Raw genomic sequence first — 17,875 nt, 5'->3', positions numbered from 1 at the left:
TCGGATATTTTGACCGAGTACATTTGTTGTCATAAACTAGTTAATATGTTGGCAACAATACTTATCTCCATAGGTACCGGTCTTTTGACCGCAACTATAGTACTCATAATTGTACTCCCAAAAAAAGTACAGTACATAGAAACCATAAACGTAAACGCTACCGTTGAAAAAGTGTATGATGCAATTAGGTACCAAGAGCGGCTGATGAATTGGTCTGCATGGCCATCCGAGACCAACTCCCTTTGCGCCGTCAAAAACGTGGATGGGCAAATTGGCGCACAGACCGTGTTCTTGAATAGAAAGGGCAAGCAGTTCGGTTATCAGGAAATCACGCATCTTGTCCCCAATGAAAAGGTCAGTTTCTTTTTAAAGAGTGATGTTGTACCGTTCGAGGAGGACGTAAGGCTGCACTTCATACTCAAACCACTGCATGGGCAGCATACCCAGGTCAACCTTTGGTTCGATGAGACCCTGAAAAAACCCCAGTTCTTGATTGCGTATATTGGTGGAATAACCAAATGGGTCCACAAGATGCACCTCAAAGATCTTGCGGGGCTCAAAAAATTTGTAGAGAGCGATAGCCAATGAAATCTTACCAAGGGGAGCAGACCATCAAGCAACTTGAAAAACGCAAGGGCGGTTATTATTATTTAAGATTGAACGCGAATATTATCAACCAGTTCAGTCGCAAAAGAGCTACCCGAATGATATGTACCATCGACGAGAAGGTATCCTACCGCTGTGGATTGAACCATCTGGGAGATGGAAACTTTTTCATCATCGTTGCAGGCAAGTATCTTGACGCGCTCGAAAAGGAACTAGGTGACCAAGTACATTATCAAATAGAGGAAGACCCAGACCAGTTAGGGGTCGATATGCCAGAGGTGCTTGCTGTTTTCTTGGAACAGGAACCGGAATCAAGAGCGATTTTCAACAAGCTGACCGATGGCAAAAAGCGGAGCATTATCTATCAAATTATCAAGATTAAGGATATTGATGCACAGATTCGCTTGATAAGGGATTTTCTAACTGAACAAAAGCAACGAATACGGAATAAATAATCTTCTGTCACCATTCTTAGTAACGGATTAATGTCATAAAACGAACCTGTCTTTGGAATCCACTCTCCTTCTCAAAATTTGCCATTAACCAGTGATTTTATAAAAAGCCGCATTGTTATAGCAACAATCCGTTAAATTCAGTTATTGTCGTTTGGTACACCCACTCCCTTAATTTTGGTTTAGTGGACCTTGTGAAGTAAATCCAAACATAACATTGGTCAGTTTCGTATCAAAAAAGATACTCTTCTTTTGTGTTTTCGGTCTCTTTAGCTGCAATTTGACAATCTTGTAATTTGGTAAAAGTTCGCTAATCCTCGATAAGATTCTTGACCTCATTGATGGTCAGGCTATGGATTTTATTGCCCATATTAATACTTGATTTATTAAGAATACATTTTATGCCCATTTCCTCTTCGATAAATGGCCTTAACGATTCTTCATTGTTCAAGGCAGTACGGTACATCGCGATAAAAACCGAATAAGATGCCTCATCAAGCGGGTAAATAAAAAGTTCGTCAATTTTCATCCCGTTTACGGTTTTTCCCAATAAATAGGTGTGTGCACGTACAATCTTTTTAGCCTCTTCAAAATTCATACATCTTATATATCGTTAATAAGACAAGTTTTATGTTCCCATCCCATAAAAACCCACAATCATGAAACGCAGCTTCGATTGTAAGTATTTATTTACAAGTTATAGAACAACTTGCGATTTTTAAAATTGTAATTGCAAACCGAGTTGTTACAGGTTCGGGATGTAGCTTGTTGCCACGCAAAAAACACCACTGAACCATGCTTTTTAAAAATGTTTTCATGGAATTTGGATTCCCATAGGTTATCCAATGAACGGGCCTTGCCAAAGGAAATTATAAAAGGACATTTCTGAGAATATGCCAGTAAGTCCCTATTTATGAAATTCTTTATATCCGATAGTTGGTAAGGTCCTCTCGAAAAAGCACGGATAAAATTACCTGTTGTTTCATTGATAAAAGCAAAAACTTCAAAAGTGACAAACAATGAAATCGTGTGTCTTAAGATTTAATTAACACGTATAAAATTACATTTTTATAAATCCATTCATCGATTACACCCGTATTGGCAACATCCTATCGACGAATGACAACATATTGTTATGGTTTTGACATTTTAATAATATGTTTGAAAATTCTTTGAAATAATGTAATCTAAACATCTGTAGCTATGTTTCTATTGTCAGGTAAATTTAAAGTAACCTTTGTATTTTTAGTTGTTTTGCTTTCTTCGGTTCAAGACACTTTTGGGCAAAATTGCTCGGTCAATGCCGGGGTTGCGGAGACCATTTGCGAAAATTCACCCTTTACCCTTTCCGGTTCCGCAACAGGTCTGGTGCAAAGCGGACCAACATGGTCTCAAGTAGCGGGTCCCTCGGTAATAATAGCGGACCCTTCCGATCTTAACACAGCTATCAATGGATTGATAGGGGGAAATATCTATTCCTTTAGACTGACGGCAACCTGTACCGATGGTACCACACAATTCCAAGATGTAGATATTACTGTGCAGCCCATTACGACGGCAGATGCCGGTCTAGATGTGGCCTCATGTCCAGACAATACTGGAAACATATCAATCATAGCAAATACACCTCTCAACCCAGGTGAAACAGGTCTATGGACTATTGATGGTGGAAATAGTGCCGGTGTTATCATAAATTTTCCGAACTCCCCTACATCCACCATAACATTGCCCGAAGGAAGTGCAGGCACCACCACACTAAGATGGACCATCACGGGACCTGATTATGCACCGGGTCAAAACTGTGAATCCTTTGACATCATGACCGTGACCAATTATGGGGGCGAATCACCTGTAGATGCAGGAGCCGACCAAAATCTGGACAACTGTTATACCGTTACCCAGTCCACAACTCTTGATGGTAGTTTTGGTGGAAACAATATCAACGGTCAGGTTGGTACATGGTCCTTTGTAAGTGGACCCAGTACACCTAATTTCGCAAATGTCAACAATAATAGGTCTACAGTTTCCAATCTTATCGAGGGAACTTATGTGTTGCGTTGGACGGTGGTAGGCCCCTGTGCTTCAGGTCAGGATACAGTCACCATTACCGTGGACGAGGCAACCCAGGATATTTCCAATGCAAGTACCCAGGACGGTACAATACGTTTTTGTGACCCTGGTATAACCACGGCGACCTTGGTAGGGTCCCAGCCCCAATTTTCTGGGGAAACCATACAATGGACACAGACCTCTGGGCCGGCGGCCAGTATTTTAAATCCATCCAACAGCACCACACAGGTTTCTGGATTGGATGGCAGCAGTACGTATGTGTTCACCTATACCATTGCCAATGCCACCACAGGTTGTGATGATTCGGCGAGTACAACCATACGATATTCGACCAATCCAATAACTATAACGGCGAATGGTGGTAATGACATCATTGCCGCATGTGGCCAAACAGAGGTAGATATTCCCTTTACAACTACAGGTAATGGTTCAAATACCTATGCCATAGTAAGCGGACCTGCTTCATCCACTTTGGTCAATTCCAACAATTTTCAAAACACGGGAAGCACTCCATTGAGTATTGATTTTGATGTTGAGGGAACCTATACCGTTTTGTTCCGAAGAGTGGTGAGCGGATCGGTCCAAACGGGATGTGATGAAGCTACGGATGCCATCAATGTTACGATTTCACTTACTCCAACAAGCGCCAATGCGGGTACCGGTCAGGTATTGGCCTGTAATGTAACCACAACATCTCTAACTGGAAATACGGTAACCACTGGTAGTTCATTGTGGTCACAGTTAAGTGGCCCGAACACTGCTACTATAGATAGTCCATTCGACCAGACCACTGGTATATCAGGATTGGTACCTGGGGTATATGAATTTCAATATGGTATTTCTGGTGGAAACGTATGTGACCCCGCTGCAGAAGCTACTGTTACGGTAGAGGTCTCTTCAGATGCGCCGATAGTCGTTGACGCAGGTCCTGACCAAGGTTTGGTCTGTTTTGGGGCCCCTATTCAAATGGCTGGAGACGTTCCCACAAACAACTTGGTAGGAACCTGGACCGTGGAAACCGCTCCAGTTGGATCCAGTATTTCATTTGCAGATGCCAATGACCCAAATACATTGATATCTGGATTGGATAATGCCAATGAAACATACATATTTAGATGGACCATAGAAAACCCTAATGACAATACATGTCCCGCACCGGGTTCGGATACTGTAACGGTCACCACAAGTGGAACTCCAGGGCCAACTTTGGCAGATGCTGGGAGTGACCAATGTCTAAACACGGGTACTACAGTGGTAAACCTCGCCGGAAATGCTCCCCAAGCTGGTGAAACAGGTCTGTGGACCGCTGTGCCGGCAACAGGGATTTCATTTACCGATACCACATTGTTCAATACAACGGCCAACATTACAGTTGAACAAAGCTATGTCCTTACTTGGACCATTTCAAAGGCAGGATGCCAATCCACCTTTGATGATGTGGAAATCACTATTGGTGTTCCGGCCTCGGCAGATGCAGGGCCTGATCAAGCTGCGTGCTCTAATACTTTTACCATGGCAGCCACCAGTTCCACAGGGAGTGGTCAATGGACACAAATATCCGGACCAGGCGGTTTCACCATAGATGATGGTACGAGCCCAACGGCCCAGTTCACCTTTGGATTTTCGGGACAGTACATTTTTGAATGGACCGTTGACAATGGAACCTGTTCCACCGATTCGGACCAAGTGACCCTATCCGTCGGAATTCCACCCACAACGGCATCGGTCGGAGCCAATCAGACAATCTGTAACGCTACGAATACCATATTGTCAGGAAACGCTTTTGATGCCAATGTGGAGACCGGGTTTTGGACATTACTTTCCGGCGCCCCGAACACCCCGACCATTGCAGATGTGAACGATCCCAATACCAACGTCACCAATTTGGTCGCTGGTTCTTATACTTTTAGGTGGACCATAGTAGGGGATAGCAACTGTCCCACCACATTTGCAGACTTGGACGTCGATGTCTTTGTTCCTGCGGATGCGGGACCAGATCTGAACTTTTGTGAAACAACAAATTTTTTGTTGGAGGCCACTTTTGGATCTACAGGAACTTGGACCCAAACTGCGAATGGTGCTCCGGTAGCAACAATAAACCAAAACCCTGCCAATAGCAATGTGGCTGAAGTGACCATCATCCCTGGAAACACCTATATCTTTAGGTTCACAACAGATTATGGAGGTTCGTGTACTTCTACTTTCGATGAAGTTACCGTAGTATCCAGTACAGCTCCTTCGGTAGATCCAGATGCGGGGCCGGACCAAATACTCTGTCAGGGCGACCTTGTCGTACCCAATCAGACCACGTTGGCGGGAAATACAGCTCCTGTGGATGTTACCAATGCGGAATGGCGGTTTGCCGAACAACCTTCTGGGAGTGTCGCCACCATAGATTCGCCGAATAGCCCTACCTCTACCTTATCAGGTCTTTCGGTTCCCGGTATTTATATTTTGGAATGGAATTTTGAATCGGGCAACTGTGCCAATACGGCAGATGTTGTCCGTATAGAAGTTTTTGATGCGCCATCGACAGCCGATGCTGGTGCGGACCAGCCCAATGCCTGTCAATTGGACGTGCAGATGAACGCAACGGCACCAACAGTGGGTATAGGAACCTGGACGTTCTCAACAGACCCTTCAGGAGGAGCCGCGGTAATAGACAGCCCGAACTCCCCAACCACGACTTTATCAAATATTACTGTCTTGGGAACTTATCAGCTCACTTGGACGGTTACCAATGGTACCACTTTTACAGCACCTTCGCTTTGTGCACCGTCCACGGATACCGTGGATATCACTTTTACCGATGATCCACCTTCAGAGCCAAATGCCGGTCCCGATCAACAATTCTGTGATGCAACCCAGACCAATTTAAATGCGGTTGCCTTGACCACAGGCACGGGCACTTGGTCCCAAACAGAGGGCCCGGGTGTAACCGACCCTGGAACAGCAGCAAACATTACCTCGGTCAACAACCCGAATTCGTTGGTTTTGGATTTGGAACCGGGCATATACGAATTTACATGGACAGCAACCAATGGAGGTTGTTCCCTTACCGATACCATGGAAGTTGAAATTATTTCACAACCCGTTACCGCAGAAGCTGGTCCCGATCAAAATTTGCAACAATTCGCAACGGTCACTTTAGGTGCAACAACACCAACAGTCGGTTCTGGAACCTGGACGCAGCTTTCGGGACCTACTACCGCATCTTTTATCGATGATACCGACCCAGCAACAGATGTTATCGGCACAGATGTTGGAACCTATGAGTTTCAATGGACAGTTTCGAACGGAATCTGTACGGACGAAAGTGATACGGTCACAATCACTATTGACGGCTTGGCCGATTTGGAGTTGACAAAAACGGTTAGCCCCACGACAGCTAATCCAGGAGATACGGTAACATTTACCATTTCCATATTCAATGATGATGTCTCTGCGGGCTCTGATGCAACCGGAGTTGCCGTTAGGGATGTAATACCAGAGGGCTATACCCTGGTCTTAGGGACTGTTAGTAATGATGGTGTCTACAATCCAGGTAATTTTACCATTGATTGGTCCAATCTTTCCGTCACCAATGGAAACACATTGAACCTGACCTTTGATGCCACAGTCAATGGAAGTGGAAATTATGACAATTCTGTGGAGATTACAGGTAGTGATCAATTTGATCCTGATTCTACGCCAAATAACGATATCCCTTCAGAGGATGATCAGGACACTGCAAGCATCACCCTGCAATCCGCAGACCTCAGTCTGGACAAAACGGTACTTCCCATCACGGCAAGTGTTGGGGAAACGGTGACCTTCACTCTGGAGGTCTCCAATGGTGGAGCGAACGATGCAACAGGGGTAAGCCTTGTCGATGTGGTCCCTTCGGGATATACCATCGCGACCATAAACAATGGGGGCGTGCAGTCTGCAAACACCATCACATGGTCCGGGCTATCGGTGACCAACGGTGGCTCTTCTTCCGTAAGCTTCACCGCAACACTGAACGCACCTACCGGTGCAACGAACGAATATTTGAACACGGCACAGGTCACGGCAAGCGACCAGAACGACCCTGACAGTGGTACCGACAACGATGACGGGGACCAGAGCGAAGATGATGAGGACAGTGCACAGGTATCCCTTGAACAGGTCGACCTGGAACTGAGTATCAACAATTCAAGCCCCAACGGGAATGAGGGTGATACCGTAAACTATACCGTCTCGGTATTCAACAACGATGCCGTAGAGACCGGTGCCGGGACCGGGATAGAGGTCACAGTGGCAGTGCCATCCGGAATGGACATTGTTGCGGGAAGCATCACCAATGGTGGTGTGTACAACCCTGGCAGCGGTACCATCACCTGGAGCGGTCTGGATGTGCCCAATGGAGCGACCCTGGACCTGGACTACCAAGTGACCATCAACGACACTGGCAGTTATGACACAACGGGAGAGATTACAGCATCCGACCTTCCGGATTCCGACAGTACCCCCAACAACGATGATGGGGACCAGAGCGAGGACGATGAGGACAGTGCTGCTTTTGCGCTTCAGTCCGCAGACCTGAGCCTGGACAAAACAGTACTCCCTACCACTGCAAGTGTTGGGGAAACGGTTACCTTTACACTTGAGGTCTCCAATGGTGGAGCGAACGATGCAACAGGAGTAAACCTTGCCGATGTGGTCCCTTCGGGATATACCATCGCGACCATAAACAATGGGGGCGTGCAGTCTGGAAACACCATCACATGGTCCGGGCTATCGGTGACCAACGGTGGCTCTTCTTCCGTAAGCTTCACCGCAACACTGAACGCACCTACCGGTGCAACGAACGAATATTTGAACACGGCACAGGTCACGGCAAGCGACCAGAACGACCCTGACAGTGGTACCGACAACGATGACGGGGACCAGAGCGAAGATGATGAGGACAGTGCGCAGGTATCCCTTGAACAGGTCGACCTGGAACTGAGTATCAACAATTCAAGCCCCAACGGGAATGAGGGTGATACCGTAAACTATACCGTCTCGGTATTCAACAACGATGCCGTAGAGACCGGTGCCGGGACCGGGATAGAGGTCACAGTGGCAGTGCCATCCGGAATGGACATCATTGCTGGAAGCATCACCAACGGTGGTGTGTACAACCCGGGCAGCGGTACCATCACTTGGAGCAGTTTGGATGTGGCCAATGGCGCGACCCTGGACCTGGACTACCAGGTAACCATCAACGACACTGGCAGTTATGCGACAACAGGAGAGATCACCGCGTCCGACCTGCCCGATTCCGATAGTACACCTAATAACGATGATGGGGACCAAAGTGAGGACGATGAGGACAGTGCTGCTTTTGCGCTTCAGTCCGCAGACCTTAGTCTTGTTAAAGATATTTCCGGGGTATCCAGTGCCACTCCGAATGTTGGGGATACGGTCACCTTCGAATTGACAGTGACCAATGCTGGACCAAATACAGCGACCAATGTAGTCCTAGAGGACGAGGTGCCCTCGGGATTGAATCTGACCACAATAAACAATGGCGGTACAGCCATTGCAGGAACTTTTTTAAGTTGGACCATTGCCTCCCTTCCGGTTGGTAGCACTACCGTTTCATATCAAGTAACGGTAAATGCACCCAATGGATTCCCAGATGAATATTTGAACATTACCGAGATTACAGCCAGTGATCAAGATGACCCAGATAGTGAACCCTTCAATGATGACGGCGATCAAAGTGAGGATGACGAGGATTTCTTTGTTATCACTCCACAGATTATTGACTTAGAGTTGGACATCAATGTAAGTGATTCCAGTCCCAATGTCGGTGATGTTGTTACCTTCACCATAGATTTAAGCAATTTGGGTGATGTGTTGGCCACAGGGGTTTCCATACAGGATGTATTACCTCCTGGATTTGGAAACGTAACCGGAATCAGCAATGGTGGTTCCTTGGGCGGAGCCAATATCGACTGGTCCGGTCTAACGGTGCCTGTTGGAAGCAATACCTTGACCTTGACGTTCAATGCCGAAGTACTGGAACCTACCGGCACTACTGGTGAATATGAGCACCAAGTCCAGGTCACTGCAGCCAATCAATTCGATACGGACAGTACACCCAATAACGACAATGGGGACCAAAGTGAAGATGATGAAGATAACATATCCGTAGTTCCACAACAAGCGGACCTGAGTTTGGCCAAATCAGTTGACGATACAACGCCAGATGTCGGGGACACCGTCACTTTTACCTTAACAATGACCAACCTTGGACCCAATGTGGCCACAGGAGTCGCATTGGAAGACATCCTCCCAAGTGGATATGCATTGACCACGGTCAATAATGGAGGTTCCTTGTTTGGAAACACCGCATCTTGGGCTGGGTTGACCGTACTTGCCAATGGCGGAAGTACATCGGTAACCTATGAAGCAACGGTGAATGCACCAACAGGTGCACCCAATGAATATGTGAACAGTGCCCAAATCACGGCAAGTGACCAGTTTGACCCGGACAGTGATCCTACAACCGACAATACAGTTGATGAAGATGGAAATGGTGATGGGGACGATGATGATGAAACCACATTAGAGGTCTTTCCTAACATTGGAGACCTGGAGCTGACCAAAATAGTTGTTGATAGCGATACCACACCTTTGGTGGGTACTGAGATCAGCTTTGAAATTACAGTGTTCAACGTGGGAAGTGTGGACGCTGATAATGTAATAGTGGAGGATTTGCTTCCATCGGGATACGATTTTGTCCTGTACAGCGCAACTTCAGGAATTTATAATGAAAATACAGGTATTTGGCAGGTAGGAGACGTTTCAGCCGGGGATACTGAAACTTTGGTAATCGATGTTTTGGTCAATCCCACAGGAAACTACACCAACGTGGCCGAAATTATTGCAACGGACATTTTCGATGTGGATTCCACTCCCAACAATAATATTTTGGCCGAGGATGACCAAGATGATGTTGTGGTAACACCAATACAAGTGGCGGACCTTGCTTTGACAAAGTCAGTGGATACAACTACACCTGATGTAAATGACAATGTAATATTTACCCTAACGGTTGCCAACGAAGGACCTAGTGAAGCTACAGGTATCCAGGTATTGGACCTACTGCCTTCGGGCTTTACCTATGTATCCGATGATGGTGGAGGAGCTTATGTTTCCGGAAATGGGATATGGAGTATTGCAAGTTTGGCCAATGGGAACAGCGCAATTCTGAACATTACGGCTTCGGTCAATACTACTGGGGACTATGTTAATGTCGCAGAAGTTATTGCCCACGACCAGTTGGACCAGGATTCTACACCAAACAATACCACACCATCCGAAGATGACCAAGATGAAGTAGTGGTCACTCCACGACAACTTGTGGATGTTTCCGTTACCAAAACAGCCGATACAAATACTCCAAACATAGGAGGTAACATCAGCTTTACAGTAACAGTGACCAATGATGGCCCCAGTGATGCCACTACCGTTGTAGTGACCGATCTGTTGGCATCCGGTTATGAATTTGTTTCAGCGATTCCATCTGTTGGCACTTACGAACCACTCAATGGTTCATGGACAGTAGGAAACCTTCCTGATGGTACTTTTGAGACCATCGTTATTCAGGCAACGGTCTTACCCAATGGAATTTATACCAATACCGCGGAACTGACCGATCTAAATGAAGATGATATTGATTCCCTTCCAGCAAACAATGATGATACGGAAGACGACCAGGCAACTATTGAGCCAACCCCTGTTTTAGTATCGGACCTTGATCTTGTAAAGACTGTGGACAACACCACACCTTTGGTCGGAGATGAAGTGGAGTTTACCATTGACATTACCAACAATGGACCAAGTGACACTTCGGGCGTAATCGTACAAGACTTGCTACCTAATGGCTATACGTACATCTCAAATACTGCAACAGCTGGAAATTACAATCAAAATACAGGAGCCTGGCAATTGAATGGAAGCTTATCTGATGGAACAACGGAAACGCTTAAAATAAAGGCAACTGTAAACCCAACCGGCGTTTATACAAATAGTGCGGAAATAACCAATTCTGATAATCTTGATCCGGATTCTGTTCCTGGAAATAGTGTTATTGCAGAAGATGATTACGACGAGGCAGCTACTATCCCAATTCCTTTGGCCGATATTTCCTTGACCAAAATGGTGGACAATGAGTTTCCTGATGTTTCGGATCAAATCACCTTTACACTGAATTTGAGCAATGATGGCCCAAGCGAGGCAACTGGAATTCAAGTGTTGGACCAGCTTCCAACAGGATATAACTATGTATCGCATAGTGGGGCGGGCACCTATAACCCTACAAGCGGCATCTGGGATGTAGCAAGTTTAGCGGCCAATACCAATACTTCTTTGGATATCACAGTAGGCATTAATACCACAGGAAGTTATGCAAATACAGCAGAATTGATTGCAATCAATGAGTTGGATCCGAACTCAACCCCAAATAATAATGACCCCAATGAGGATGATCAGGACGGGCAAGTTACCCTGCCTCGTGTTATCACAGATATCTCTGTGGTGAAAACAGCGGATAATCTCGCTCCATCAGTGGGTACTGATATCACATTTACCGTGGCCATCACCAATGATGGTCCAAGTGATGCCGCCGGATTGGTAATCGAGGATATTTTGGCCAGTGGTTATGATTTTGTAAGTGCGACCACTTCCATTGGGTCCTATGACGAGATTATTGGCTCTTGGGATATTGCATCTCTTCCAAATGGCACCACAGAGACTTTGGTGATTGTTGCAACGGTATTGTCCAATGGAGAGTACAGCAATACAGCGGAGTTGATTGCTCTGGACACTTTCGATCCTGATTCTTCACCAGATAACAACTTAAACTCTGAAGATGATCAGGATACGGTAAATCCGGAACCAACGGGCTTGGCCGATCTATCGATCACCAAAACAGTGGATGATATCGAACCAAATGTTGGTGATGTGATCGAGTTCACTATTAATTTGACCAATAGTGGTGATAGCAATGCCTCCGGTGTTGTTGTCAATGAGCTATTGCCCATTGGGTTTACTTACGAGGCCCACACGGCCACAGCCGGTACTTATGATGAAAATACAGGTGTTTGGAATACCAATGGGGTCATCCCAAATGGTACTACTGAGACCTTGGTCATCTTGGCCCGGGTAAATGCACCAACTGGGACCGACGGGGAATATACAAATCGTGTTCAGATTACGGCTAGTAACCAAGCCGACCCGGATAGTGATGCTACATCGGATTTTGACACGGACGACCTAGCGGATGGAATTCCCGATGATGATGAGGCCAGTATCACAATTATGCCTCAATCGGTAGATATTGCTGTAGTAAAAACCGTTGACAACGCAAGGCCAAATATTGGCAATGAAATCAACTTTACCATTTCGGCGACCAATAACGGATCATTGCCAGCAACCAACATCGGTATCGAGGAGCAATTGCCCAACGGCTATCGATTTATCACCGCTACCGCCACCTTAGGCGCTTACGATGCATCTGAAGGCTTCTGGGAAATTGACACCCTAAATGGAAGTGAGACGGCTACGTTGACCTTAACGGTGGAAGTATTGGATATTGAGGATTACCTCAATGTGGCCCAACTGGCCTTTGTGGACCAGTTTGATATGGATACCGCCAACGATTCGGATACGGCATCCATCGAACCAACCTGTCTGGTATTCTACAATGAGTTCTCACCAAATGGGGACGGGGTAAATGAAACCTTTGAAATCGATTGTATTTCAAGATACCCCAACAATACCTTGAAAATCTACAATAGATGGGGCAATCTGGTATTCCAGGCCCAGGGATATAACAATGAGTTCGCCGGAATATCCAATGGACGGGCAGTCATCCAAAAGGAAGAGTTTCTGCCCGTAGGCACTTACTACTACATTTTAGATCTGGGCGATGGTTCGGAACCCATCGCGGACTGGCTATACATCAATCGTTAAAATGATATCGGCAATTATGAAAACAATACCATTAAAAACAATGTTCAAAAAAGCATTTTTGATTCTGTTCGTGCTGATATCATTTCAGTTGGAAGCACAGCAAGACCCACAGTTTACACAGTATATGTACAACACCATAACGGTAAATCCCGGGTATGCGGGCTCAAGAGGGCACCTGTCCATTTTGGGGATGCATCGCTCACAATGGGTTGGCATCAATGGGGCTCCCACCTCACAGGTTTTGGCAATCGATGGCCCCGTAAGTGAGAAAGTAGGTTTAGGGGTTGTTGCCACGTATGATGAACTTGGTCCTTCCAATGAATTGTTTTTGGATGGCAACGTTTCGTACAGTATCCAGGTCGGGGCAAACAATAAAAGGCTTTCCTTCGGACTGAAGGCAGGTGGACGTATCTTTAACGTGGACTTTTCTGAGGGTCTAATTCGAAACCCAGATGTTGCTTTCCAAAATAACATAGAAAACCGGTTCTTCCCGACGGTGGGAGCGGGAGCGTATTACCATACAGAACGTTCGTATCTTGGCTTTGCCATCCCCAATTTCTTTTCGGAGGACCACTATGACGGGGCGACCCAGGAGATTGCCACCGAACGCCTCCATTATTTTTTGATCGGTGGATTGGTCAGGGACATATCGGCGGATATCAAGTTCAAGCCCGCATTTTTTGTCAAGTGGGTGCCTGGGGCTCCGGTGATAGCAGATCTGTCGGCAAACTTCATGATCCGGGAGACGGTGACCGCCGGAATCGCCTATCGTTGGGATGATTCTTTCTCAGGCCTGTTGGGCCTACAGATTTCGCCGGCATTGAACGTGGGCTATGCTTACGACCGTACCACAACCGACCTTAGAAACTTCAATAGCGGAACCCATGAGGTATTTCTCCGCTTCGAATTAAAGACACAGGAAAAGCGTTTAAAATCCCCAAGATTCTACTAAGTCAAAATTTATGAAAACATCTATCCATATAATCACGGTATTACTGATTTTCAGTTTTGGATTTGCCCAAGACAAAGGTTCAAGAGCGGAAAAAAAATATCACAATTATCATTACATCCAAGCTGCTGCTGAATATGAGCGCTTGGCAAAAAAAGGGGACGATTCCCAGGAAACCCTGCAACGCTTAGGGGATATCTATTATTATAACTCCGATATGACCAACGCTGTAAAGTGGTATGGTCAACTCTTCTCCAAATATGAGGAAACACTGGCCGCAAAATACATTTTCAGGTATATCCATACGTTGAAAGGAGTTGGGAACTATCCTCTTGCCAAAGCACTGATGAAAATCTATGCTGAAAAGTTCAATGGGGATGATTTCGAGGTTTCCCAGTTCAGTGATAATGACCTCGCCCTGGATGAACTTCGAAATCGCCAACCCCAATTTGTGGTTACCCATTTGTCACTGAATTCAACCTTGGCCGATTTTGGACCAATGTATTATCAGGACAAGATTGTCTTCGCCTCTAGCAGGGATACCATGAAACTCCATACACGGGTGTACGAATGGAACAAGCAGCCCTATCTCAACCTTTATGAGGCAGATACCGTACAACTGGGCAGTGATTTAGTGGATATCAGGATATTTGGTAATAACATCAATACGAAATACCACGAGGCCGGAGCAACCTTCAACCCGGAAGGTACTATTATGTATTTTACCCGGAATAATTATACAGCCAAAAACCTCGAACGGGACAGTACTGGCACCAATCACCTTAAAATCTATCGCACACAGTTGGAAGGGGGGTATTGGACCTTTCCGGAGGAAGTACCTTTTAACAGTAGGGATTACTCCACCGGACAGCCAGCATTAAGTCCTGATGGTAAAAAACTGTTTTTTGTATCCGATATGCCTGGAGGTATTGGAGGAACCGATATTTATTATGTATCCATTGACCGTACCGGAAACTATTCGAAGCCTGTCAACCTAGGGCCCACTATCAATACCAGTGGAAGGGAAATGTTCCCCTTTGTGACCAATGAAAAAATATATTTTGCCTCGGATGGACATTTAGGTCTTGGGGCACTGGATATCTTCGAGAGTGAATTGGGAAATAGTTTTTCACTTCCTTCAAACTTGGGGCCGCTGATTAATAGCCCCAAAGATGACTTTGCGTATATCGTGGATGAAGCTTCCAACCGAGGCTATTTTTCATCCAATCGCGAAGGGGGAACAGGTGATGATGATATTTATTCCTTTCGACGGTTGGAACCCAAATGCGAACAGTTTGTTAAGGGAACAGTACTCAGAAAAGCCAATGACCAAGCTGTGGTCAATGCCATCGTTGAATTAAAGAAGAAAGATGGATCATTGATTGCCGCTGGCAATACGGATGCCTATGGTGCATTTACTTTTGAAAACATATTGGATTGTGAAGAGAGCTATTCCATTGAGGTCTCCAAGGAGGGATATGATGGGGTATCCGAGGAGTTCAGTACAGGTAAAGTTTTGGGAGAGACCAACAATGTCCCCTTGATCATGACCAAGGAATTGAACAAATTGATAGTCATGGAAAATGGGGTGTTGAAAATCAAGATTGACGACATTTACTTTGATCTCAACAAAGCGGATATCAGGGCCGATGCAGCGCAGGAGCTTGACAAAATCGTGGAGGTCATGAAGGAATATCCCAAAATGGTCATCAAGATCGAATCCCACACGGATTCTAGGGGCAGTGATAGGTACAATGAAAAACTATCGGACCGTCGTGCCAAATCCACGGGAAATTATATCGTATCCCAAGGGATAGAGGGCAATCGAATAGAAAGTGCCATAGGATACGGTGAAAAGAGATTGTTGAACCATTGTTCCAATGGGGTGCGGTGTTCCAATTCAGAACATGATATTAACCGGAGATCGGAGTTTATCATTGTCACTTTGGATTGATGGTGATGACAAGTTTACGGGCATTGTGGAAAAAGTTCGGGAATGGCTGTGACGAGACCATATTTCCTCCAGTATAATTGCAATACATGGTAACGAGAGACATTTATCGGTTAAACCCAACCCTTTGTCCAAACTAGAATTTGGATAATCTTTCACCATAGGGCATTCTCACCAAAAGCTTGATGTTTTACCGAAAATCAAAACCGATTATCAGAGTGGAAGGTTTTAATGCCGACAGTGGGCGTAGGTTTGTACTGAACTTATAACCCAAATCATTATGGACCAAATTTTACTCTTTAAAAAGATTTATGCGGAGGCCTTCCGTAACCTCGGACACAAAATTCTTAAAAATGGTTTTAAAATCTACTTTTGGATTTGCACCGCTCTACTTGCAGTGGTCCTGTACGCCTTTTGCTATAGATTGTTGACAGGATTTGCTTGGGATTAAACAATGTCCATTTGAATTTTTAGTGGTAGTTATAGTGATTATCTCGCCATATTTGACCATGAGACATTCAATACAACAATAGGCCTTTAAAGTCAACGTATTTAAGGACACCAATTAAATGTTGTGGTACAAAATAATTAAATATAATATTGAATAATATCATCTAAAATGGGGCTGTAAGGACTTCAAAATGTTGTACCTATGTTGTACCCAGAACAAATGAAAAGGGTTTCCATTTTTGGAAACCCTTTATTTTAATAGTAGCGGGGACTGGACTCGAACCAGCGACCTTCGGGTTATGAGCCCGACGAGCTACCTACTGCTCTACCCCGCGATGTATATTTTAAATCCTAAGCCCTTGAAAGCCAAAAGGTTAATAATTCCGTCAAATTTCTTGAAAATGCCCGTTTTGTTCGGTCGCGTGTACGCTTTTCAAGAAGGTAAAAGTACGATTTATTTTTAAAAAACAAAATTCTAACACCTTTCATATTCCATGCTATAGTTGTAATTGTACCGGATTGATATAGTTGGTGTTGAGGTCAATTTTATGTTGGTTTCCTAGGCTTGTACTTTGTAAATTTTGTTCGGTAAGATGCTCGCTTTTACAAAAATTTTACTCGAAATAGGCTAAAAGCCAATAGTGAATAGTTTCGTAATATATTGATATTCAATAGTTAAATAGTGATGGCGGGGTCAATATTCTTTGATAACAAACAGATGGTCTTAAACTACGATGACAGGATTTAATTGAACTTTTTGAATTTGGAGTACTGTCAAATGGTAGTTTACTAAGTGGTGTAACTTGTCCCCTGATAGGTGACCATATCCTCTAGATTCTTATTCTGGAATGTATAAAGATATGTATGAAAGCTTCACAAATTCTGGATTTGAATCCATTTCGTCATTCAACGAATCCCTGTCAGAAAACCAAATGTAGTTTTTTTCAATCTCGCTTAGAGTATAATCATTTGGCGGTCGGAATCGAAACACATGGGGTAGGCCCATGGGAATGGACAAATGGTGGTCTGGATTGAAAATGCTGTACATGCTAGTGAATTATCATAAATGTTGCATAATATCAACATAAATATTAAATTTGTGGAAAATATGCAACAAAATGAATCCTAAGAAAGCTATTCTATTGCCAAAGTACCATAAGATTTTTGAGCAGTTGGGCGAGAATATAAAGTTGGCGAGAAAGCGAAGAAAGCTTACGACCGAGCAGGTTTCCGAACGCGCAGGAATTAACCGAACTACATTGTATAGAATAGAAAAGGGTGACCCAAAGGTTGCCATAGGTTCTTACTTCAATGTGTTTAGAGTATTGAATCTTGAAGAGGATTTTAAAAAGCTAGCAGTAGACGATGAATTCGGAAGAAAACTGCAAGACCTTGATTTATTATAAT

The 17,875-nt window shown here is 44.8% G+C and carries 9 protein-coding genes and 1 tRNA gene; 7 read left to right on the top strand and 3 right to left on the bottom strand.

Annotation, left to right across the window (positions count from 1 at the left end):
* The first annotated feature begins 45 nt into the window (after positions 1–45).
* Positions 46–588 (top strand): SRPBCC domain-containing protein, encoded by a 543-nt coding sequence (locus CLV81_RS01345; protein ID WP_106143271.1) that lies wholly within the window; start codon positions 46–48, stop codon positions 586–588.
* On the top strand, positions 585–1,061 hold the full coding sequence (locus CLV81_RS01340) for a YdeI/OmpD-associated family protein (RefSeq protein WP_106143270.1): 477 nt from the start codon (positions 585–587) through the stop codon (positions 1,059–1,061). The genes CLV81_RS01345 and CLV81_RS01340 overlap by 4 nt, the downstream gene beginning before the upstream one ends.
* Before the next feature lie 307 nt (positions 1,062–1,368).
* Here the strand turns inward: CLV81_RS01340 and CLV81_RS01335 are convergent, their stop codons facing one another.
* Positions 1,369–1,656, bottom strand: a complete 288-nt coding sequence (locus CLV81_RS01335) for a hypothetical protein (RefSeq protein ID WP_106143269.1) — start codon at positions 1,654–1,656, stop codon at positions 1,369–1,371.
* Between the two features lie 605 nt (positions 1,657–2,261).
* On the opposite strand from CLV81_RS01335, the gene CLV81_RS01325 reads away from it, so the two are divergent.
* The 4 genes from CLV81_RS01325 (at position 2,262) to CLV81_RS20635 (ending at position 16,469) form a co-directional block, all read left to right on the top strand.
* Positions 2,262–13,118, top strand: coding sequence for a PKD domain-containing protein (locus CLV81_RS01325; protein WP_106143267.1), 10,857 nt, complete (start codon positions 2,262–2,264; stop codon positions 13,116–13,118).
* Positions 13,119–13,134: 16 nt separating this feature from the next.
* The gene (locus tag CLV81_RS01320; protein ID WP_245911890.1) at positions 13,135–14,070 is read left to right on the top strand and encodes a PorP/SprF family type IX secretion system membrane protein; all 936 of its coding nucleotides are present in this window, start codon (positions 13,135–13,137) and stop codon (positions 14,068–14,070) included.
* Between the two features lie 10 nt (positions 14,071–14,080).
* Complete coding sequence (locus tag CLV81_RS01315; protein ID WP_106143265.1) at positions 14,081–16,021, top strand: OmpA family protein; 1,941 nt, start codon at positions 14,081–14,083, stop codon at positions 16,019–16,021.
* 277 nt (positions 16,022–16,298) lie between these two features.
* A complete protein-coding gene (locus tag CLV81_RS20635; protein ID WP_170068316.1) occupies positions 16,299–16,469 on the top strand; it encodes a DUF6747 family protein in 171 nt (56 codons plus the stop codon).
* 261 nt (positions 16,470–16,730) lie between these two features.
* Here CLV81_RS20635 and CLV81_RS01310 read toward each other — a convergent pair.
* Both CLV81_RS01310 and CLV81_RS01305 read right to left on the bottom strand, forming a co-directional pair.
* Positions 16,731–16,803 (bottom strand) — tRNA-Met (locus CLV81_RS01310).
* A 503-nt stretch (positions 16,804–17,306) separates the two neighbouring features.
* The gene (locus tag CLV81_RS01305) at positions 17,307–17,516 is read right to left on the bottom strand and encodes a hypothetical protein (protein WP_106143264.1); all 210 of its coding nucleotides are present in this window, start codon (positions 17,514–17,516) and stop codon (positions 17,307–17,309) included.
* 70 nt (positions 17,517–17,586) lie between these two features.
* Between CLV81_RS01305 and CLV81_RS01300 the strand changes: the two genes are divergently transcribed.
* On the top strand, positions 17,587–17,874 hold the full coding sequence (locus tag CLV81_RS01300) for a helix-turn-helix transcriptional regulator (RefSeq protein WP_106143263.1): 288 nt from the start codon (positions 17,587–17,589) through the stop codon (positions 17,872–17,874).
* Position 17,875 lies beyond the last annotated feature (1 nt).

This window comes from Flagellimonas meridianipacifica (assembly GCF_003001695.1).
GTDB lineage: Bacteria > Bacteroidota > Bacteroidia > Flavobacteriales > Flavobacteriaceae > Flagellimonas > Flagellimonas meridianipacifica.
This window is presented reverse-complemented; position numbering and strand designations above follow the sequence as displayed.